This window comes from Exiguobacterium sp. S22-S28, from assembly GCF_043359615.1.
Taxonomy (GTDB): domain Bacteria; phylum Bacillota; class Bacilli; order Exiguobacteriales; family Exiguobacteriaceae; genus Exiguobacterium_A.
On sequence record NZ_JBHFFC010000029.1, the window covers coordinates 64,863 to 84,753 of the forward strand.

The window sequence follows — 19,891 nt, forward strand, 5'->3', positions numbered from 1 at the left end:
GAGCCGGTACATGGAGACATGTTCGGGAACGAGGGTGGTACCACGAGATTGAGACTCGTCCCTTTTTGAGGGATGGGTCTTTTTTTATTTTAATTTGAGGGGGAAGCAGTCATGTCAAACATTGCTCTTACATTTCCAGATGGTGCAGTAAAAGAATTCGCAGTCGGAACAACAGCTGAAGAAGTTGCCGCTTCAATTAGTCCAGGATTACGGAAAAAGGCATTTGCTGCCAAGTTAAACGGTCAAGTCATCGACTACCGTCGTCCAATCGAAGAGGATGGGGCGATTGAACTCGTTATGCCGGATTCGGAAGAAGGATTGGATCTCATCCGTCACTCGTCCGCACACTTAATGGCACAGGCTATCAAACGTCTGTATCCGGATGAAACGATTCATTTGGGGATCGGACCGACAATTGAAAACGGTTTTTATTATGACATCGATATGGAGCGTCGTCTGACAGAAGAAGATCTCCCGGAAATCGAAAAGATGATGAACAAGATTGCCGGTGAGAACTTACCAATCGAGCGGGAAGTCGTCTCACGTGATGAAGCGCTGGCTGTCTATCAAGAATTGAATGATCCGCTTAAAATCGAACTGATTGAATCGATTCCAGCGGATCAAGATTTGACTTTCTACCGCCAAGGGGAATTTTTCGACCTATGTCGTGGACCGCACGTACCGGCGACAGCTAAATTACAAGTTTTCAAATTGATGAGCATCGCCGGCGCTTACTGGCGCGGTGATTCAAAAAATAAAATGTTGCAACGAATTTATGGAACAGCGTGGGCGAACAAAGATCAACTCAAACAACACCTGCATTTCCTGGCAGAAGCGAAGGAACGCGATCACCGGAAACTGGGGAAAGAACTTGATTTGTTCTTCACATCCCAAGATGTCGGACAAGGGTTGCCGATGTGGTTACCTAAAGGTGCCGCCATCCGCCGCACTGTCGAGCGTTATATCGTCGACAAGGAACTCGAACTCGGCTACGAGCATGTGTATACACCGGTTCTCGGTTCCGTTGAACTGTATAAAACATCCGGGCACTGGGACCATTATCAAGATGATATGTTCCCGAAAATGGAGATGGACAATGAAGAGTTGGTCCTCCGTCCGATGAACTGTCCGCACCACATGATGATCTACAAAAACGAGCCACGGTCATACCGTGATTTACCGCTTCGTGTCGCTGAACTCGGTGGAATGCATCGTTATGAAATGTCTGGTGCGTTAACAGGTCTCCAACGCGTTCGTTACATGGTCCTGAATGATGGGCATACGTTTGTCCGTCCGGATCAAATGAAGGAAGAGTTCAAAGCAATCGTCCACTTGATTCAAGAAGTGTACGCTGACTTTAGCATCACAGACTACAAATTCCGTCTGTCATACCGCGATCCGGCCGATAAAGAAAAATACTTCGACAACGATGCGATTTGGGAAATGGCGCAGCGTGAGTTAAAAGAAACAATGGATGAGCTGGAGCTGCCATACTTTGAAGCGGAAGGCGAAGCGGCGTTCTATGGACCAAAGCTTGACGTACAAGTCCGGACGGCACTCGGCAAAGACGAAACATTGTCGACCGTCCAACTCGACTTCCTCTTGCCGGAACGCTTTGAACTGACATACAAAGGAAACGATGGACAAGATCACCGTCCTGTCGTCTTGCACCGTGGTGTCGTCTCGACGATGGAACGATTTGTCGCGTACTTGATCGAAGAGTACAAAGGGGCATTCCCGACGTGGCTCGCACCGGTTCAAGTGAAATTGATTCCAGTTTCAGGCGTGCATGAAGACTACGCACGTGAAATCAAAGCAATGCTCTTGAAAAAAGGGATTCGTGTCGAAACGGACTTCCGTGACGAAAAACTCGGCTACCGGATTCGGGAAGCACAAGTCAACAAAGTCCCGGTCATGCTGGTCCTCGGTGATAAAGAGATTGAAGCGCGCGAAGTCAACATTCGCCGTTACGGTTCAAAAGATTCAAGTAACGCCTCGCTCGAACAGTTTGTACTGGATTTAGAACAAGAAATCGCAAACCGTTCAAAATAAAAAATGGTATTCCGTTAAAACGAGCTTCTTTTGAAGAGTGTTTTAACGGAATTTTTTTTGCGGTGAATGATAGATGCGAAGATGCCGATAATAAAGACATGAAAAGAAAAAGATAAATCGATATGTGGATTATTCCAAATTTTAGCTGTTTCATGATAGGATGAATTTGGAAAAAATAATCAGGTAGTTAGAAGGGGTTATAGAGAGATGAAAAAGAAAAGTGTGATAGTGATGGGAATAACAGCATGTGTGTTTGGAGGAATGTTAAGTAATCCAGCCGAAGCGGCAACGAAAAAAACGTATAGCATCACACCTAAAACAGAAGCGATCGATCCGCTGATCCGTAAATATACGACATACAATGCAAAAACACGTAACCATTATACGATGCGGTCTTATTTAGAGAAACTTGAGGCAGAAGGCGGAGGGACACTTATTCTGAAAAAAGGGACCTACCTGTCTCCATTACGTGTCGGCATTCCTTCGAATACGACCGTTATTCTTGAAGATGGTGTCATTATCAAAAAAACAAGCGAAACGGGCACTTCTAAAATCAGTGCCACATCAAGTGTTTTTGATTTAGTTGCCCCGTCCGTCCTACGTCTGAATAAAAAAATGTCAGGATACAACGGAACCAAAAACGCTAAAATCATCGGGAAAGGGAATGCGCAAATTGATTTAAATCATTTCCCGCGTGGATCTGCCTTTGCGATTGCCCATAATGAGAATCTTTACATCGGCGGAATTACTGTACGTAATCAAAAAGGATCCCATGCGATGGAATTAGATGCGACCAATAAAGCCGTTATTGAAAATATGAAGTTCGTGGATTCGACGATGATTCCAAATACAGGTCCGAATGAATCCATTAACTTAGATACACCGGATCCAGTCACGAAGGGATTCCCTTGGAAGTGGTCGAAACAAGACAGTACACCGAATCAAAATATCACGATTCGAAAAAACAAATTTTTGAACATTAATGTAGCGATTGGGACGCATCAATATTCTGAAAACCGTCTTCATTCCAACGTTCGAATTGAAAATAATTTAATTGATGGAACAAAAGATTATGCTATTTCGATGATGAATTGGAAAAATCCGACCGTCATCAATAATGTCATTCGGGATGTGCACCGTGCGGATAAAAAAGCTATGACGATTCTTGGGCGAGGCGTGATTGGTGGAACAATTCGGTATAACCAGTTTGAAAATGCCGATCGTGCCATTCAAATGCAGCCGTTCCAAAGTGATGGCTATGCTCCGATTTATAACGTCTTCACAGAACAAGAAAAACAAATGATGCAACAAAATCGTGTCAAGGACGTTACGTTAAATCAAATCGTCTTGTTCACGCGATTAAACGAATATACGTACAAGACGGCCGAACGGTATTCGTTCACGTCTTACTAAACTCATATAAAGGACAGCAAAAAAGGTACACCGAATTTTCGGCGTACCTTTTCGTCATGCCATTTTATTTTTGCATCTGCTGCAAGAACGGTTGGATATCGACCTGCAAAGCTTCTGACAACTTCTTACCAAGGGATTCATCCGCCCGGTAGAAATTACAGATGGCGAGCAATACGGTATTTTCATGGCGGACTTGTTTCAAATCATCGACTAAGTTGTTCAACAGTGCAGTCTGTTCTTCTTCCGTCATACGACGGTATACTTCACCGGCTTGACCGAAGTTGTTTGTTTTTTCGATTTCAAGACGACCGTGGATATCATCATACAACGGCTGATTTTCTTCCGTGTATTCCGGCGTTTGTTTCGGTTCGTCCTGATAGCGGTTTGGTTCGTAATTCACCGGACTTGTTTGTTGACCGACCGGCATCGCACCATCACGTTGGTAGTTGTTGACTTGGGCGAACGGACAGTTGATCGGCAACTGTTGGTAGTTCGTTCCAATACGGTAACGTTGCGTATCTGAATACGAGAAGAGACGTCCTTGAAGCAACTTGTCTTCTGACGGCAACATTCCTGGAATGAGAACACCCGGGTTAAAGCCGACAGATTCCGTTTCAGCAAAGTAGTTGTCGACGTTTTTATTTAAGACCATCGTTCCGACATGTTGGAACGGAATGACATCTTCAAACCAATCTTTTGTTGCGTCGAGTGGATCAAAGTCAAAGTTATCGACATCAGATGGGTCAAGCACTTGGACGAACAAATCCCACTCTGGGAATTCTCCGTCTTCGATTGCTTGGAATGTATCGTTTGAAGCATGATTAAAGTCTTTTCCTTGAATTTCTGTCGCTTCATCCGCTGACAGGTTATGGACACCGACTTTTGGTACCCAACGCAATTTAACGTAAACGGTGTTTCCGTGCGCATTCACCCATTTAAAGGCGTGGACCGATGAACCGCGCATTTTACGGTAACTTGCCGGAATTCCTTCATCTGTAAAAAGATGCATCAACATGTTTGTCGATTCCGGACGTAACGTCATGAAGTCCCAGTACCGGTCCGGGTCTTGAATGTTCGTTCGTGGGTCCGGTTTTAGCGAGTGGACCATATCCGGGAATTTCATCGCATCGCGAATGAAGAAGACCGGTAAGTTGTTTCCGACGAAATCCCAGTTGCCTTCTTCTGTATAGAACTTAACAGAGAAGCCGCGTGGATCACGTAATGTTTCAGGAGAATGTGTACCATGAATGACGGTTGAGAAACGAGCGAAGACTGGAACCTCAGTACCTTCGTTTTGAAGGAATGCAGCTTTCGTATACTTCTTCATCGAATTTTTAACCGTGAAGACACCATGTGCACCAAAACCACGGGCGTGAACGACACGCTCGGGAACACGTTCCCGGTCGAAATGGGCCATTTTCTCAATCAGTTGATAGTCCTCGAGTAATGTCGGACCGCGACGACCTGCCGTGCGCGAATTCTGATTGTCGCCAATCGGGACACCCTGGTTTGTGGTTAATCGTTTTTCACTCATTAATAACTCCCCCTTATGTATAAGATTACATTGATTATAAAACAATAATTATTCTAAATAAAGAATTATGCTCTGCGAATTCTGAAAACTTTTTCTGACTTTTTTTATTTACCCGTGCAAACAAACTTAGAAACTTCTTGCTAAACGGACAGAGGATTGCTATTATAATCAAGTATCTGAGCAACGTTCTATTGAACAGATATAGCGGCTTGACATCGAGGGAAAACAAGTGCTATGATAGCAAAGTGAAATGACAACAAAGCAGAAGCATCCCGCTTCTCACCACGTATAGCAATCTATGCTGGTCCATCATGATGATATGTGATAGTAGAGTGTTCTCTGACTATTGTATTCTTTATGAGTGTGGGCGGGAAAAACTGCCGACGCTTTTTTTATAGCGTTTTATATCATTCATTTTTCGTGCTCTGCACGATGGAGGTGCTAACCATTAGCAAAGATCTGTTAATCAATGAAGGCATTCGCGCTCGAGAAGTTCGTCTTATCGGAGCGGATGGTGCACAACTTGGAGTCCAGTCGCGTACGGAAGCGTTACGTCTTGCTGAGGAAGCTGACCTTGACCTCGTCATGGTCGCACCACAAGCGACGCCGCCTGTATGTAAAATCATGGACTACGGTAAATACCGTTTTGAGTTGCAAAAAAAGGACAAAGAAACTCGGAAGAATCAGAAAGTGATTCAGATGAAAGAAGTCCGTCTCAGCCCGACAATCGAGGAGAATGACTTCCAAACGAAATTCCGTAATGCGAAGAAGTTCTTAGAGAATGGCAACAAAGTGAAAGCGAGTATTCGTTTCCGTGGACGTGCCATCACTCACTCAGAAATCGGTAGACGTGTCCTCGAACGTCTCGCTACAGAATTAAGCGAGTTCGGTGTCATTGAACAGAGACCGAAGATGGAAGGACGCAGCATGTTCTTAGTGCTTGCTCCAAAGAAAGAAGACTAATCGAATCGAAGTAGGAGGGAATCTCTCATGCCTAAAATGAAATCGCACCGCGGTGCTTCTAAGCGTTTCAAACGTACTGCTTCAGGTAAATTGAAACGTGGTCGTGCTTACACAAGCCACTTATTCGGTAACAAATCAACTAAAGCGAAACGTAAATTACGTAAAGCTAGCATGGTATCATCGGGTGACTTTAAACGTATCCGTCACATGATCGCTAAGTAATTTACCCAATCGTACACAGATTTAGGAGGGAATTTATATGCCACGCGTAAAAGGCGGATATACGACTCGTCAACGTCGTAAAAAACAACTCAAATTAGCTAAGGGCTATTACGGCTCGAAACATACACTCTTCAAGGTTGCAAAACAGCAGGTCATGAAATCACTCATGTATGCTTACCGTGACCGTCGTCAAAAGAAACGTGACTTCCGTCGCCTCTGGATCACTCGGATCAATGCGGCTGCACGTATCAACGGTCTTTCTTACAGCCGCATGATGCATGGTCTTAAATTAGCAGGTATCGACGTTAACCGTAAGATGCTCGCTGACCTCGCAGTTACAGATGCAACTGCATTTGCTTCACTTGCTGACACAGCAAAAGCAAAATTGAACGCTTAAGTTCAACCATTCGTCGGGGAATTTAATTCTCCGACGTTTTTTTTGGATTCATGGTAAAATAAAAAAGCACGTTTTTGTACGCTAAGGTAATTTTTTTAGAGTAAAAGGAGAATTAAGATGGACTGGTTGACACTTTTTGAAATGCAGGAACAATTAGATAAACGAATTCAGTCAGAACATAATTTGACGGGAAATCAATTTGACGAACGTTTACTGGCGCTGTTAGTCGAGCTGGGTGAACTGGCGAACGAAACGCGTTGTTTTAAATTCTGGTCGACAAAAGGACCATCGGCTCAAGTCACGATTCTTGAAGAATACGTCGATGGTGTTCATTTCCTGCTTTCGTTAGGACTTTCATTAGATTATCGCAAACATGCATTTGTCGAAGGCGATTACTATTTGACGGCAACAGATGCCTTTTTAGATGTCTATAACAAAACAAATGTGTTCGCCATTTCGCGAACAGAGCAAAGTTACGAGGTTTTAATTGGTGCCTACTTAGCATTAGGTGCTACACTTGGATTTACACAAGAAATGATTTTCAAAGCTTATGTCGCAAAAAACGAGGCGAATCACGTTCGCCAAGACAACGGGTACTGAGGAGGAAATCAGATGAACGAACAATTACATATGCTGAAACGTCTTACAGACGCAACGGGTGTTCCCGGGAATGAGAAAGAAGTCCGTCAATTGATGCGAGAGTATCTTGAACCACACGCAGAAGCCTTTCACCAAGATGGATTAGGAAGTTTGTTTGCTGAACATCAAGGGGCAGGAGAAGATGCGCCACGAATTTTGATTGCCGGTCATATGGACGAAGTCGGATTCATGGTCACAAAGATTGATGAAAAAGGATTCCTTCGTTTCCAACCACTCGGCGGATGGTGGGGACAAGTTCTTCTCGCGCAGCGTATGAATATTGTCACGTCATCTGGTGAAGTCATCCCGGGTGTCATCGGAGCAAAACCACCTCATGTTTTACCACCGGAAGCGCGCAATAAACCAGTCGAGATCAAGGATATGTTCATTGATATCGGGGCGACTTCAAAAGAAGAAGTCGAAGGATGGGGAGTCCGACCGGGAGATACGGTTGTACCGCATTGCGAATTTACTGTGATGAAAAATGATAACTTCTTAATGGCCAAAGCATGGGATAACCGGATAGGTTGTGCAATTGCGATTGAAGCCATTAAGCGTCTGAAAGCAGATGGACATCCGAATACGATTTTTGCCGGTGCTACGGTTCAAGAAGAAGTCGGATTACGTGGTGCTCAAACGATCGCAAACTTGCTTCGTCCGACGATTGCGTTTGCAGTCGATACGGGTATTCCGGGTGATACACCGGGGATGACCGATCGGGAAGCGCTATCGAAACTCGGAGAAGGTGTTCAAGTCATTATCTTTGACGCAACGATGATAGCACACCGTGGTTTGGTTGACTTCGTAACGACTGTTGCCAAAGAAGAAAATATTAAATATCAATTGGATCTGACACCGGGTGGCGGAACGGATGCAGCGAAGTTCCACCTGTCGCATACAGGAGTACCTTCTCTTGCCTTAACAGTTCCGATCCGCTACTTGCATACAAACGTTTCGATCATGCATAAAGCAGATTTTGAAGCGGCCGTCGACTTGATTGTCGCGGTCACGAAACGTTTGGACGCAGAGACGGTCCAAGCGATTTATGAGGGGTAAATTATGAAACATATTTCATCTGCAAAAAATGAGATCGTCAAACAGTGGAAAAAATTACTGACGAAAAAAGGACGCTTGCAATCAAAACGTTTTCTAATTGAAGGAGAACATTTGGTGGAAGAAGCCGTTCGTGCAGGAATTATCAAAGAATTGATTGTCCGAGAAGATGTTCAAGTACCGGGTTCTTGGAAAAAGAATGCCGCTGACCTGATTACGATTGATGAATCGGTCGCAAAAGTTCTTTCCGAAACAGAAACGACGCAAGGGATTTTCGCAGTCTGTGAAATGAAGGAACAGACAGAACGCTTGGAGCGTGGGCGTTATCTGTTGCTTGACCGTCTTCAGGATCCGGGTAATGTCGGAACCATGATTCGGACAGCAGATGCTGCCGGATTTGATGGGGTCATCATTGGACATGGAACGGTTGACGTTTATAACAGTAAAGTTCTCCGGGCGACGCAAGGATCGATTTTCCACCTGCCCGTAATCATGATGTCACTGGAAGATGCCATTCAAGATTTACATGAACTCGGAGTCTTTATCTTAGGAACGGATTTACGCGGGGCACAGCCTTATACAGATGTTGAAAATCTTGGCGCCATCGGATTAATCATCGGAAATGAAGCGCAAGGTGTCGCGCCGGAATTACTCGATCAATGTGACGGGCGGGCTTATATCCCGATTCGCGGAAAAGCAGAATCGTTGAACGCCGCAGTTGCTGCCGGAATTTTACTGTATCATTTTGCTCCGGCTGATTGAATCACAAACGCGGTCATGTTAAAGTAAATGACAGCAGAACATTTAACGAGACAATGATGGAACAGAGTAGGTTAGAAAACGATTCAATCAGGGAGAGGAAGCCTTGGACTGAAAGCTTCCTTATGAATCCGCTAGCTGAATTCACTCCGGAGTCGCACGAGAAATCGTGACGGGAAGCGCCCGTTATCGCGCTGCTTGAGGACTTGATGAATTCAAGTTGAACAAGGGTGGTACCACGATGAAATTGAATCGTCCCTTCGGCATAATGCCGGAGGGACGATTTTTTTTATTTTAAAGAAGGAGTGAGGAACATGCGGGAACAATTAGAAGCGCTTCGTGATGAAGCCCTGCAACTGGTGAAGCAGGCTGGCACACAAAAAGAACTGAATGATGTTCGGATCAAATATCTTGGAAAAAAAGGACCGATTACAGAAGTTCTGCGTGGAATGGGTAAGTTATCAGCAGAGGAACGTCCGGTCGTGGGCGAAATCGCCAATACGGTTCGTGGCGCGATTCAAGTAGAACTTGAACAGCGACTTGCGGATGTCAAACAACAGGAAATGAATGCGAAATTGGCACTCGAGGCGATTGATGTAACACTTCCCGGTCGTTCGAAACAAGTTGGACAAGCCCACTTATTACAACAAGTAACAGATGAAATCGAAGATATCTTCGTTGGACTCGGTTATACGATTGCCGAGGGACCGGAAGTCGAGCAAGATTTGTTTAACTTCGAAATGTTAAATTTACCGAAGGATCATCCGGCTCGTGATATGCAGGATTCATTTTATATCACAGATGAAATTTTGATGCGGACGCATACGTCACCGGTTCAGGCCCGGACAATGCTCGCTTCAAAAGGAGAACCCATCCGGATTCTTTGCCCTGGTAAAGTCTATCGCCGGGATGAAGATGATGCGACGCACTCTCACCAATTCATGCAAGTGGAAGGTTTGGTCGTCGGTGAAGAGATTTCGATGGCCGATTTAAAAGGGACGCTCGAAGCATTTGTGAAGCAGATGTTCGGCGAAGCGCGTGAAATTCGTTTACGTCCAAGTTTCTTCCCGTTCACTGAACCATCGGTCGAAGTCGATGTATCGTGCTTTAAATGTGGCGGTAAAGGTTGCAACATCTGCAAACAGACAGGTTGGATTGAAATTTTGGGAGCAGGTATGGTTCATCCGCACGTGCTGGAAATGGCGGAATATGACAGTACAAAAATGTCCGGCTTTGCCTTCGGAATGGGGATTGAGCGAATCGCCATGTTGAAATATGGTGTCGATGATATTCGTCACTTCTATACGAATGACGTTCGCTTCAGCGAACAGTTTTAAGGGGGAAAACAGATGTTAGTCTCAAAACAATGGTTACAAGAATTTGTGGATGTGCGTCAAACATCAGGTCAGGAATTAGCCGACTTGATTACGAAAAGTGGGATTGAAGTTGAAGGTGTTGAGGTGCGCGACGCTGACTTGAACAACATCGTCGTCGGTCGTGTCTTGACGAAGGAGAAACATCCGGAAGCCGACAAATTAAATGTGACGACAGTTGATATCGGGCAAGACGAGCCGGTTCAAATCGTCTGCGGTGCACCGAACGTCGATGTCGGACAAGATGTCATCGTAGCGCGTGTTGGCGCACGCCTTCCGGGAATCAAAATCAAACGGGCGAAACTCCGTGGAGTCGTTTCAGAAGGCATGATCTGTTCTCTTGAAGAACTTGGATTCGAGAAAAAATACATCCGAGAAGACGAGCAGGACGGAATCCATACGTTCCGTGAAAAAGTTGCACCGGGCCAAGACGTATTAGAAGTACTCGGGATGCATGATGAAATCTTGGAGCTTGGGCTGACACCAAACCGTTCGGACTGTCTCAGCATGTACGGCGTCGCCCACGAAGTCGCGGGAATCTTGAATACGAAACCGGTTTTCCCGACGGTCGAAGTGACGGAAACGTCTGCAACTACGGGTCTCGAAGTCCGACTGGATTCAGAAGCCTGTTCTTTTTACGCAGCACGTGAAATTCGGAACATCGTCATTGCCGAATCACCACTCTGGTTAAAAAATCGTCTGATTGCAAACGGAATTCGTCCAATCAACAACGTTGTCGACATTACGAATTTTGTTTTACTGGAGACAGGGCAACCACTCCATGCTTTTGATGCGGAAAAACTCGGTCAACAGATTGTCGTTCGACAAGCGGCAGCCGGGGAAACGTTCCAGACACTGGATGAAGTGGAACGGACACTCGACCCATCGATGCTCGTTATCACAGATGGTGAACGTCCGGTCGCACTGGCTGGTGTCATGGGCGGGGCGAATACGGAAGTAGATGTGACGACGACATCAATCATCCTTGAGTCTGCATACTTTGCACCGACTTCTGTCCGTAAAACAAGCCGTGTTCTGGGGCTGCGTTCAGATTCAAGTTCCCGTTTCGAAAAAGGTGTTGATCCACGTCGAGTGCTGTTGGCACTTGACCGTGCGGCGATGTTGATTGCAGAAGTGGCAAGTGGAACAGTTCTTTCCGGTATTGCCCAGGCCGGCACACTGGAACTCGAAGATCGTTTAATTGAAGCCAGTGTCTCGTATATCAACCACCGTCTCGGTATGGAAATTGAAGGGACAGTCATGAAAGATCTGTTGGAACGCCTCGGTCTTGAAGTCGAATTATCGGCAGATGCTTTAACAGTCAGTGTACCGACACGGCGTCAAGATTTGATGATTCCGGCGGATTTAGCAGAAGAAGTTGCGCGACTCTATGGCTACGACGCGCTGACTTCAAGCCTGCCGCGGGAAGCAAGTCGCGGATTCCTGCCCAAACGTAATCAACACCGCCGTCAGATTCGTCGTCTTCTTCAAGGTGCCGGATTGTCTCAAGCAATCACGTACTCGTTGACGAGCGAACAACGGGCGATGCAGTTTAACGAGCAGCAGGATCTGCATCCTGTTAAATTAGCTATGCCAATCAGTGAAGCCCGATCGACACTCCGGACCTCGTTACTGCCTGGAATGTTGGAAGTTGCACAACATAATGTCGCGCGCCAACATGCAGATTTAGCTTACTATGAACTCGGCAGTGTATATTTGCAACGGGATGCTTCGCTTGAGACGTTACCGATTGAGCAAGAGATGGTTGCCGGCATGATGGTAGGTCTGACAGAACAACACCGGGTGCACGGAACGCAAGTCAAAGCAGACTTCTTCGTCATGAAAGGGATCGTCGAAACACTCGCTGAGTCACTTGATGTCACATTATCATATGAAGCAGTAGTTCTCCCGTCGATGCATCCGGGACGGACAGCACGGATTTTCCTTGACGGTGAGGCAATCGGTTTCATCGGACAAGTCCATCCGGGATTATCAAAAGAAGAATATGGTTTGAAAGAAGTTTATGTGTTCGAACTGGATGCGATGGCACTCCATTCAAAAGAGGCTCGTATCTATCAAGAAATCTCGCGTTTCCCGTCAATGACACGGGATATTGCGATTGTTCTTAAACGTTCTGTATCCGCAAGCGAAGTGGAGACCGTCATTACGCAGGCTGCGGGACCGCTGCTGAAGCAAGTGGAACTGTTTGATGTATATACAGGTGATAACGTTGGGGCCGATGAGAAATCGTTCGCATTTTCATTACGTTATCAAAATAAAGAGCGAACACTCGTCGATGAGGAAGTCACGACAGCTCATCAACAGGTGGTCGAAGCACTCCAATCGACGTTTGACGCCGAGTTGCGTGCTTAATAATTAACAGCATTTGCGGACTGGCTTAAAAGCCATTCGCTACACAGGTAAGAGCGGCGAAAGCAACTATTATTTTGGCGGATGAGCCGACAGGAGCGTTTGATGAGAAAACCGCGGCTGATACGATTCATTTGTTTCAACAACTGAATCGTTGCGTGATTACAGTCGCGCGCGCAGCGGATCATATCATCGAACTGAAGCCACAACGTTTTCAAATGAGAACGAATGTATACCTACAAACGGTATCACGTTGATGCACCGATACAAAAAACACCGGATGACCTCCACCGTTCTTAACGGAAGAGGAAAGCATCCGGTGTTTTTTCATATATGAAGCAATCAAGAAGCAAGCTTTTGGTCGTGGGGAGGTTGATTTTGACGGTTGAATACAAAATAGATGAAACCACTGGTAAGGACGATGATGCTGCAAAACAAGAACATCTTCGAGTAACCGATGCCTGCTGCAAGGCTTGAGAGCAGTAAAGCGCCGAGACCAAAACCGCTATCATATGCCAAGAAAAAGGTGGAGATGGCTTTTCCCTTCTGATGCGGAGCGGCATACGTCAGCATGACCGTTTGAAGACCGGGGAAAATTGAGGCAGAACCGACACCAATGATCAGAGCGGCCAGCAACAGTCCAAAGAGCGAGGGAAATATGCCTAAAATCAAAAAGCCGATGGCATACAAACCAAAAGACGGAAACAAGACGAAGCCGGGACCTTTTTGATCAAACCATTTTCCGGCCAAAGGACGAATCGCGACCATCCCAAGTGCGACGACGGCATAAAAATAAGAGGCATACGTAATGTGTCCGATTGTATCCGCATAAAGTGAAATGAAGGCAGATGTACTGGAAATCGCGACGCCGGCGAGAATCGTAGCAGCGAGCAATAAAGGACGCGATAAAAATAAGGACTGGTGCAGACGGAACACCTGTGTGCTCGGCACATGCTGACTCGTCAAAGGAAGACGAATCATGAGCATAAACGAAACCAGTGCGAGTAAAGCGACCATGATGAAATAGACGAAGAACGCTTGTTGTTGAATCAATGCCAACCCGATGACCGGACCTAAAACGGAAGCCAGATTCATCGAAAGAACAAAATAGCCCATACCTTCTCCTTGGCGTGATTTCGGAATGAGTGTCGTCACAGCCAAGCTGATGGAGGAAGATAACATACCAAAACTAAATCCGTGTAACACTCGGACGGCAATCAGATAGATGAACGAGTCGAGCGGCAGGACAAAGACATATAACAGACTCATGAACGTAAACAATCCTGCCGACAGAAGTAACATCCGCTTTAAGTCAAATCGATCGAGCCAATGACCGATCAAGGGGCGTGAACAGACGGTTGCTAAAATGAAGCTTGTCACGACCCAACCGAGTGCCGCTTGTGAGACATCGAACCGTTTAGCGGCCAGTAACGGCAAGGAAGCATTTAATAAATAAAATGTGATGAACAGAAACAGGTTGATCACAAGCGTCAGGACATAGTGGCGATGGAATAAACGGTTTTTCAATGGAGCTCCTCCTGTTCATCGGGGCGGTGTGTCGCCAGCAGGTGTGTCAGGATGGAGCCCATCATCTGCTGTTCGTCGTTCGAAAGCGTTTCTAAAAAACGCTGATGGGCAGCCTGGACTGCTCGATCCATTGCTTCAAAAACATCATGTGCTTGTCGCGTCAAGGTGACGGTACGTTTTCGACCAGATCCTGTCCGAGAAATGAAGCCGAGTGTCTCGAGTCGCGTGACGGTTTTCGTGACAGCTGGTTTTTCAATGACCAAATATTTGGATAAAGCGACTTGTGATACGGGTTCAAGTATCGCAACAGCCTTTATTAAAGCCCATTGACCGGTGTGTAACGAAAACGGAGCAAGCGCGACATCGATGTCGCGTTTGACGAGGCGTGCTACTTTGGACAATTGACTCAGTAAGTCTTCTTGGTGGGCGGACATAAAAAACCTCCTTTAAGTTAACTAGTTAACTTAAAGGAGTATACCGAATCCAAGAGGATGTTGGCAAGGCGATTCAAGATGTTTTTGGAAAAACGATTTGAACCGTCACGTGATCCCTCGTACCGTGCAGATGCGCCGCGACACCTAAACGTTCCATTAGCCTGCGTTCTGTTAACGTCAAAATGATAGTATTACCAGAAATTAAAACGTTATAGCTTGCCGGAAATAGGGTAATTTTACGAAAAGAGAGTTCTGCTTCGATATTTGTTTGAAGGCGTCGAATGATGGCTTCAATGCTGCGCAACAAGATACGTAACGTAAAAAGGTTTGGCGATGTAATCATCAATCCCAAGATCAAATCCTTTCATTTGTATCATGGCTATCTGAAGCTTAACTGAAGATGAATTGACGTGTATTCTTTTTTAGACAAAACCAGTCAGAATGTAGCTACCGTTCGTTTACACTTGAACTACCTCCACCTACGCTTCACTTAGAGGTGAAGGATTCCTGAGTTATCCGACCTGACGGTCGAAACCTGATCAGGCTAACCCCGTCGTCCCGACGGTTGAAGAAGCTAAAATGCGTTCGGCTTCTTGTTTAAGATTCAGTCCTGCGTTCATATCTCGGTCGTGATGGATCCCGCAACTCGGGCATGTCCATTCACGCAAGCCGAGATGTTTCACGTCTTTGTGTTGATGTCCGCAACTGGAGCACAGTTGACTGGAAGCGAAGGTCTTGCCGACTTTCACTACGGTCTTCCCGTACCAGTCCGCCTTGTACTCCAGCATGTGGAAGAACGCCGACCAACTGACGTCTGAGATGGACTTGCTCAACTTGCGATTCCTCTGCATGTTCTTCACCTGCAAGGTCTCGATCCCGATGACGTCGTGGTTTTGGACGATCTCGGTCGATACCTTGTGCAGGAAGTCGGTGCGCTTGTTGGCGATCTTCTCGTGGATACGGGCGACCTTCCGCTTTTGCTTCTGATAATTCTTAGACTCGGAAAGCTTCACTTTCTTATTCAATGCGATGAGCTGACGGCGGGAGAGCTTGCGCTGCTCGTGCGCCAGTTTCTTCTCGAGGGTACGGAAGTAACGGTCGTTCTTGTAGACCGTGCCGTCCGACAGGATGGCGAAGTTCTTGAGTCCGACGTCAACGCCGACAGATGAACCGGTCTTTGGCAGCTCGTTGATTTCCTGCTCGACGAGCAGGGAAACGAAGTATTTTCCTGAAGCGTTACGTCGGATCGTGGCGTTCAAGATACGGCCTGTGACCTGTTTCGAGTGGGCGAAACGAACCCATTTCAGCTTCGGAAGTTTGAGCTTGTTGCATCCAATCGAGACTTCAGGAAGCTGGTTTTTGCCTTGGATGTTGGTTTTGTACGACTGGACGGGATGGCGCTTCGACTTGAAACGAGGGCGTTCGTTCTGCTTCTTGAAGAAGCGGTCAAACGCATCAGCAAGATGTTTGACGCTGATTTGAACAGATGTGCTATCGACTTCCTTCAACCAGTCAAACTCCTGCTTCAACAAAGGAATTTCTTTAGAACAAGAACCGTAGGACAGTCCTTTTCCAGTGGTCTTGTACATTTCATCCCACTTCGCCAAGAAGTGGTTAAAAACGAAGCGCGAACAACCGATCGTCTTCGCGATCAGGATTTCCTGCTCTTTTGTAGGGTAGATTCTGAATTTGTAGGCCTTGTGCTTCGACACCATTTTTCACCTCCTTCAAAGGAACTATACCCGAAAGGCAGACTGGCGATTCATCTCCCACTTTCACTTCGTTTAGAAGTGGGAGATGAATCGCCTAATTTTGAAAAAAGGAGAGAACATACACCATGAATCGTCCATACAAACACTTGTCAGAATTAATTGCCTTATTTCAGCTTACATGTGAGGAAGACCCGATTGTTATGAGCATTGAGACAGACTCACGCCAAGTGACGGCAGGCAGTTTATTTATTTGTGTCCGGGGTTATACGGTTGACGGACATCAGTATGCGCAAGAAGCAGTTGGCAACGGGGCGGCAGCCATTTTAGCGGAAGAACGGATTGAAGGACTCACCATTCCGATAATTGTCTTACCAGATACGAAACACGCTGCGGGAAAAGTGGCAGATTTATTTTACGATCACCCGAGTCAAAAGCTCCGGGTATATGGAATTACAGGTACGAATGGAAAAACAACGACCACCAAACTGACGTATGACTTGTTTCGTTCAGCCGGTCACCGTTCCGGAATGATCAGTACAGTAGGAGCAATGATTGACGGGGAGATGATCGATACACCGAATACAACCCCGGAGGCAGTCATTTTACACCGCATACTTTATCAGATGGTAGAGCGTGGAGTAACGGATTGTGTGCTCGAAGTATCGTCGCATGCCTTGATGGAAGGAAGAATAGAAGGAGTCCGATTGTATGCTGCGGCATTTACGAACTTGACGCATGATCATTTGGATTATCATGCGTCGATGGAAGAATATGCGAATGCGAAATCCTTGTTGTTTAAACAAGTCGCAGTGAGCGGAGGTCAGGCTGTCGTCCTAAATGAGGCGGATGAAACAAGCCGAATCATGGCACATGCAGCAAAGGGAGTACCTGTCATTTGGTATGCGACAAAAGCAGATTCATCAGCCCGAGTTACAGTAGAGTGGAAAGAAGAGACGGTTTCTGTCCAACTCGACGGGACGATCACGGAAGTTCCCGTTTTTTTACTCGGAGACTTCAATGCGGCTAATCTGGCGGCGGCAATCGGTTTACTGAAAGCAGGTGAGGTCAATATGTACCGCCTGATCCAACATATCCCCGAGCTTCGTTTACCGAAAGGACGTTTGGAACGTGTACCGTTTGAAGGGTGCGAGGTGTATATCGATTATGCCCACACGCCGGATGGCTTAGAGAAATGTTTGAAGGCATTGTCTGTTCCAGATGAACCGTTATATATGGTTTTAAGCGCGGCGGGAGAACGTGATCGTTCGAAACGAAGTGCGATGGGACAAATCGCAAGTCAATATTGCGAAGGAATCATTGTCACCGTTCATGATCCAAGAATGGAAAATCCGAAACGAATCATTACGGAATTGATTGCTGAGATTGCGCCGCGAAAAATCATCACCTGTCATGAAACACGAAAAGAAGCTTTGCAGATTGCAGCAAAAATCGCCTTGACCGGAAAGCGGATCGTCATCGTTGGTAAAGGACACGAGCGGTTTGAACGGATTGGAATGCAAGATATTCCGTTTGATGAGATGGAGATTTTGACGGAAGAATTAGGACGGCTGTCCGGCCATGAGTCTGCCATGTAAAAAACCGACCATATTTGAAATCATGGTCGGTTCCGTTTTTCGGCTAAAGCCTGTGCTTTTTTAGTGTTGGCGAAATGAAATTTCGTCCATTGCTGCAGGCGTTCTGCTCTATAGCGGAGTAAAAGTGAAGCAGCGACTTGGTCTACTTTCGCACCAGCACCTTTTGGAATTTCAGTTCCGGTCTGTCGGCTGAGCTGATCCATTTCTTTTAAAAAGATGGCACGAGCTAAAATCGAGGCGGCTGCGACAGCGACGTGTAATCCTTCTGCCTTTGTGGAAAAATAAACGTTATCTTTGACCTGTCTGGCTTCTCCGGACAGATGTTTATAGTACGTTGTTTTTTCAGCAAACTGATCAATCAATATGGCTTGAGGTGGTGTATCCAGTTGATCGAGCAGACCGTTCAGTGCCGAGTTGTGAAGCAAAGCCGTCATCTTACCTTGTGTCATCGTCCGCTGCATCCGATTGTACTCCGGATTGTGCAGGATCCGATATTCATATGGAACGACATTGTGCAGGTCACGGGCAATGTTCCGGATTTCCGTATCGGAGACGTTCTTGGAATCACGGACACCGAGTTCACGAAGCAGTTCGATTTTTGATTGATCGACGTACGCGGCAACGACGACTAACGGACCAAAGAAATCGCCTTTCCCGACTTCATCACTTCCGACAACTGACCAGGAAGAAAAGTCCGCAGGCAGAGAATTGCTTGCTGTCGAAGGTGCCTTTTTGGCAGCAGGAGTACCATACCGGGCAGCAATGGATTCGGCTGCCTGTCCTTGAAACATAACTTTTCCCGAGTTGTAGACGGTTAAAATACATCCTGTCGTCCGGGCGGCGAAACGGGCATAAGGTGGAGGGGATATTCCTTGTTGCGCGAAATCGGATATCACGGTTTCTTGTTTTTCTTTTGTTAACTTTAATACGACGGTTCCCATAACGATCACCCTTTCAAAATAAGCATACCATCCTTAAGACGGATGGTGGACTTCTTTTCCTATTTCAAAAATGATGGTACTATATGAAAGAAGCAAAGTATGAGGAGGACAGAAAAATGGCTGATTCAGAAGGGTTGAACCGGACGACGATTCATATCGCAGGGAATGATTATACGATTGTCGGAACGGAGTCACCTGAACATGTACGCGAAGTGGGTCTCCTCGTGGATACAAAAATTCGTGAAATCAGAGACCAGGCACCACAACTTGATGTTCGTCAAATTGCTGTCTTAGCAGCTCTCAATATCGGTAGTGATTATGTGAAAATCAAAAAGAATTTGGGTGAATTGTAAACATGATTTCTTTCGTAATTTTGTTGTTTTTGGCTTTAGGTACGATGACGGGTGTCCGTCGTGGAGTGATTTTGCAGGCAGGACATTTGTTGAGCCTGATTATCTCCTTTATCGTTGCCTTGTCATTTTACGATGAGCTGGCTGAAAAATTTAAACTATGGGTTCCCTATCCCTCGACACTGGATGATGCCGGGATTGATTTGACGATGTTTTCAATTCCGAGTTCAGTTGGGTTAGACGAGGTGTTTTATAAAGCTTTTTGGTTCATCGTCCTGTTTTTTGCGACGAAAATCATCTTGTCGATCATTCTTGCAATGTTTGATTCACTGACGAACATCCCGATCTTGAAGCAAGTGAAAGGACTGTTAGGTGGAGTATTCGGATTCATCGAGATGTACATTTTCATCTTCCTGCTCCTATTCTTGGCAGCCTTTGCACCGATTCAGTCGATTCAAGATGCCATTGCCGACTCGAGTTTGGCCTCGTTCATGATTCAGCACACACCTGTGCTCGCAGATTGGTTGATGCAAAAAGTTGGTTTGATAAAATAACGT

Annotated in this window: 20 protein-coding genes; 14 read left to right on the plus strand and 6 right to left on the minus strand. The window is 46.0% G+C overall.

Features of this window, described 5'->3' with window-relative positions; translation table 11 throughout:
• Positions 1-111 precede the first annotated feature (111 nt).
• Together thrS and ACHA8N_RS12090 are read left to right on the plus strand one after the other, a co-directional pair.
• Complete coding sequence (gene thrS / locus ACHA8N_RS12085) at positions 112-2,052, plus strand: threonine--tRNA ligase (RefSeq protein ID WP_393965885.1); 1,941 nt, start codon at positions 112-114, stop codon at positions 2,050-2,052.
• Positions 2,053-2,259: 207 nt separating this feature from the next.
• Positions 2,260-3,465: a glycoside hydrolase family protein gene (locus tag ACHA8N_RS12090; protein ID WP_393965886.1), complete on the plus strand. Its 1,206-nt coding sequence runs from the start codon at positions 2,260-2,262 to the stop codon at positions 3,463-3,465.
• 64 nt (positions 3,466-3,529) lie between these two features.
• Here ACHA8N_RS12090 and ACHA8N_RS12095 read toward each other — a convergent pair whose 3' ends face one another.
• Positions 3,530-4,999: a catalase gene (locus tag ACHA8N_RS12095; RefSeq protein ID WP_147510633.1), complete on the minus strand. Its 1,470-nt coding sequence runs from the start codon at positions 4,997-4,999 to the stop codon at positions 3,530-3,532.
• A 432-nt stretch (positions 5,000-5,431) separates the two neighbouring features.
• Here ACHA8N_RS12095 and infC point away from each other — a divergent pair, with 432 nt between their 5' ends.
• The 9 genes from infC (at position 5,432) to ACHA8N_RS12140 (ending at position 13,032) form a co-directional block, all read left to right on the plus strand.
• On the plus strand, positions 5,432-5,962 hold the full coding sequence (gene infC, locus ACHA8N_RS12100) for a translation initiation factor IF-3 (protein WP_012371059.1): 531 nt from the start codon (positions 5,432-5,434) through the stop codon (positions 5,960-5,962).
• Between the two features lie 27 nt (positions 5,963-5,989).
• On the plus strand, positions 5,990-6,184 hold the full coding sequence (gene rpmI, locus ACHA8N_RS12105) for a 50S ribosomal protein L35 (protein ID WP_012371058.1): 195 nt from the start codon (positions 5,990-5,992) through the stop codon (positions 6,182-6,184).
• Positions 6,185-6,221: 37 nt separating this feature from the next.
• Entirely contained in the window at positions 6,222-6,581 is a 360-nt protein-coding gene (gene rplT, locus ACHA8N_RS12110; RefSeq protein WP_012371057.1) for a 50S ribosomal protein L20, read from the plus strand.
• Positions 6,582-6,698: 117 nt separating this feature from the next.
• On the plus strand, positions 6,699-7,181 hold the full coding sequence (locus ACHA8N_RS12115) for a dUTP diphosphatase (protein WP_147510634.1): 483 nt from the start codon (positions 6,699-6,701) through the stop codon (positions 7,179-7,181).
• Positions 7,182-7,193: 12 nt separating this feature from the next.
• Positions 7,194-8,276: a M42 family metallopeptidase gene (locus tag ACHA8N_RS12120; protein WP_393965887.1), complete on the plus strand. Its 1,083-nt coding sequence runs from the start codon at positions 7,194-7,196 to the stop codon at positions 8,274-8,276.
• Between the two features lie 3 nt (positions 8,277-8,279).
• The gene (locus ACHA8N_RS12125) at positions 8,280-9,035 is read left to right on the plus strand and encodes a TrmH family RNA methyltransferase (protein WP_147510636.1); all 756 of its coding nucleotides are present in this window, start codon (positions 8,280-8,282) and stop codon (positions 9,033-9,035) included.
• Positions 9,036-9,346: 311 nt separating this feature from the next.
• On the plus strand, positions 9,347-10,369 hold the full coding sequence (gene pheS / locus ACHA8N_RS12130) for a phenylalanine--tRNA ligase subunit alpha (protein ID WP_147510637.1): 1,023 nt from the start codon (positions 9,347-9,349) through the stop codon (positions 10,367-10,369).
• Positions 10,370-10,381: 12 nt separating this feature from the next.
• Complete coding sequence (gene pheT / locus ACHA8N_RS12135) at positions 10,382-12,778, plus strand: phenylalanine--tRNA ligase subunit beta (RefSeq protein WP_393965888.1); 2,397 nt, start codon at positions 10,382-10,384, stop codon at positions 12,776-12,778.
• A 74-nt stretch (positions 12,779-12,852) separates the two neighbouring features.
• Entirely contained in the window at positions 12,853-13,032 is a 180-nt protein-coding gene (locus ACHA8N_RS12140; RefSeq protein WP_393965889.1) for a hypothetical protein, read from the plus strand.
• An 85-nt stretch (positions 13,033-13,117) separates the two neighbouring features.
• On the opposite strand, the gene ACHA8N_RS12145 is transcribed toward ACHA8N_RS12140, so the two are convergent.
• The 4 genes from ACHA8N_RS12145 to tnpB all read right to left on the minus strand — a co-directional run bounded on the left by ACHA8N_RS12145 (position 13,118) and on the right by tnpB (position 16,451).
• On the minus strand, positions 13,118-14,302 hold the full coding sequence (locus tag ACHA8N_RS12145; RefSeq protein WP_393965890.1) for an MFS transporter: 1,185 nt from the start codon (positions 14,300-14,302) through the stop codon (positions 13,118-13,120).
• Complete coding sequence (locus ACHA8N_RS12150) at positions 14,299-14,736, minus strand: MarR family winged helix-turn-helix transcriptional regulator (RefSeq protein WP_393965891.1); 438 nt, start codon at positions 14,734-14,736, stop codon at positions 14,299-14,301. The genes ACHA8N_RS12145 and ACHA8N_RS12150 overlap by 4 nt, the downstream gene beginning before the upstream one ends.
• Before the next feature lie 73 nt (positions 14,737-14,809).
• Complete coding sequence (locus tag ACHA8N_RS12155; protein WP_393965892.1) at positions 14,810-15,079, minus strand: response regulator transcription factor family protein; 270 nt, start codon at positions 15,077-15,079, stop codon at positions 14,810-14,812.
• 196 nt (positions 15,080-15,275) lie between these two features.
• On the minus strand, positions 15,276-16,451 hold the full coding sequence (tnpB, locus tag ACHA8N_RS12160) for an IS200/IS605 family element RNA-guided endonuclease TnpB (RefSeq protein ID WP_393965893.1): 1,176 nt from the start codon (positions 16,449-16,451) through the stop codon (positions 15,276-15,278).
• A 122-nt stretch (positions 16,452-16,573) separates the two neighbouring features.
• Between tnpB and ACHA8N_RS12165 the strand changes: the two genes are divergently transcribed.
• Positions 16,574-18,043 (plus strand): UDP-N-acetylmuramoyl-L-alanyl-D-glutamate--2,6-diaminopimelate ligase, encoded by a 1,470-nt coding sequence (locus tag ACHA8N_RS12165; protein WP_393965894.1) that lies wholly within the window; start codon positions 16,574-16,576, stop codon positions 18,041-18,043.
• A gap of 20 nt (positions 18,044-18,063) precedes the next feature.
• On the opposite strand, the gene rnhC is transcribed toward ACHA8N_RS12165, so the two are convergent.
• Positions 18,064-18,984 carry a ribonuclease HIII gene (gene rnhC / locus ACHA8N_RS12170; RefSeq protein ID WP_393965895.1) on the minus strand — a complete coding sequence of 307 codons (921 nt, stop codon included), beginning with the start codon at positions 18,982-18,984 and terminating at the stop codon, positions 18,064-18,066.
• Between the two features lie 116 nt (positions 18,985-19,100).
• Between rnhC and zapA the strand changes: the two genes are divergently transcribed.
• Positions 19,101-19,337 (plus strand): cell division protein ZapA, encoded by a 237-nt coding sequence (gene zapA / locus ACHA8N_RS12175; RefSeq protein WP_012371043.1) that lies wholly within the window; start codon positions 19,101-19,103, stop codon positions 19,335-19,337.
• Positions 19,338-19,339: 2 nt separating this feature from the next.
• The gene (locus tag ACHA8N_RS12180) at positions 19,340-19,888 is read left to right on the plus strand and encodes a CvpA family protein (protein WP_393965896.1); all 549 of its coding nucleotides are present in this window, start codon (positions 19,340-19,342) and stop codon (positions 19,886-19,888) included.
• Positions 19,889-19,891: the final 3 nt, after the last annotated feature.

Coding starts and splice junctions, on each gene's coding strand:
- rplT (WP_012371057.1), top strand. CDS start 6,222: ATGCCACGCGTAAAAGGCGGATATACGACTCGTCAACGTCGTAAAAAA.
- infC (WP_012371059.1), top strand. CDS start 5,432: ATGGAGGTGCTAACCATTAGCAAAGATCTGTTAATCAATGAAGGCATT.
- pheS (WP_147510637.1), top strand. CDS start 9,347: ATGCGGGAACAATTAGAAGCGCTTCGTGATGAAGCCCTGCAACTGGTG.
- thrS (WP_393965885.1), top strand. CDS start 112: ATGTCAAACATTGCTCTTACATTTCCAGATGGTGCAGTAAAAGAATTC.
- ACHA8N_RS12150 (WP_393965891.1), bottom strand. CDS start 14,736: ATGTCCGCCCACCAAGAAGACTTACTGAGTCAATTGTCCAAAGTAGCA.
- ACHA8N_RS12165 (WP_393965894.1), top strand. CDS start 16,574: ATGAATCGTCCATACAAACACTTGTCAGAATTAATTGCCTTATTTCAG.
- ACHA8N_RS12120 (WP_393965887.1), top strand. CDS start 7,194: ATGAACGAACAATTACATATGCTGAAACGTCTTACAGACGCAACGGGT.
- ACHA8N_RS12090 (WP_393965886.1), top strand. CDS start 2,260: ATGAAAAAGAAAAGTGTGATAGTGATGGGAATAACAGCATGTGTGTTT.
- ACHA8N_RS12115 (WP_147510634.1), top strand. CDS start 6,699: ATGGACTGGTTGACACTTTTTGAAATGCAGGAACAATTAGATAAACGA.
- tnpB (WP_393965893.1), bottom strand. CDS start 16,451: ATGGTGTCGAAGCACAAGGCCTACAAATTCAGAATCTACCCTACAAAA.
- ACHA8N_RS12180 (WP_393965896.1), top strand. CDS start 19,340: ATGATTTCTTTCGTAATTTTGTTGTTTTTGGCTTTAGGTACGATGACG.
- zapA (WP_012371043.1), top strand. CDS start 19,101: ATGGCTGATTCAGAAGGGTTGAACCGGACGACGATTCATATCGCAGGG.
- rnhC (WP_393965895.1), bottom strand. CDS start 18,984: ATGGGAACCGTCGTATTAAAGTTAACAAAAGAAAAACAAGAAACCGTG.
- ACHA8N_RS12155 (WP_393965892.1), bottom strand. CDS start 15,079: ATGATTACATCGCCAAACCTTTTTACGTTACGTATCTTGTTGCGCAGC.
- ACHA8N_RS12095 (WP_147510633.1), bottom strand. CDS start 4,999: ATGAGTGAAAAACGATTAACCACAAACCAGGGTGTCCCGATTGGCGAC.
- ACHA8N_RS12125 (WP_147510636.1), top strand. CDS start 8,280: ATGAAACATATTTCATCTGCAAAAAATGAGATCGTCAAACAGTGGAAA.
- pheT (WP_393965888.1), top strand. CDS start 10,382: ATGTTAGTCTCAAAACAATGGTTACAAGAATTTGTGGATGTGCGTCAA.
- rpmI (WP_012371058.1), top strand. CDS start 5,990: ATGCCTAAAATGAAATCGCACCGCGGTGCTTCTAAGCGTTTCAAACGT.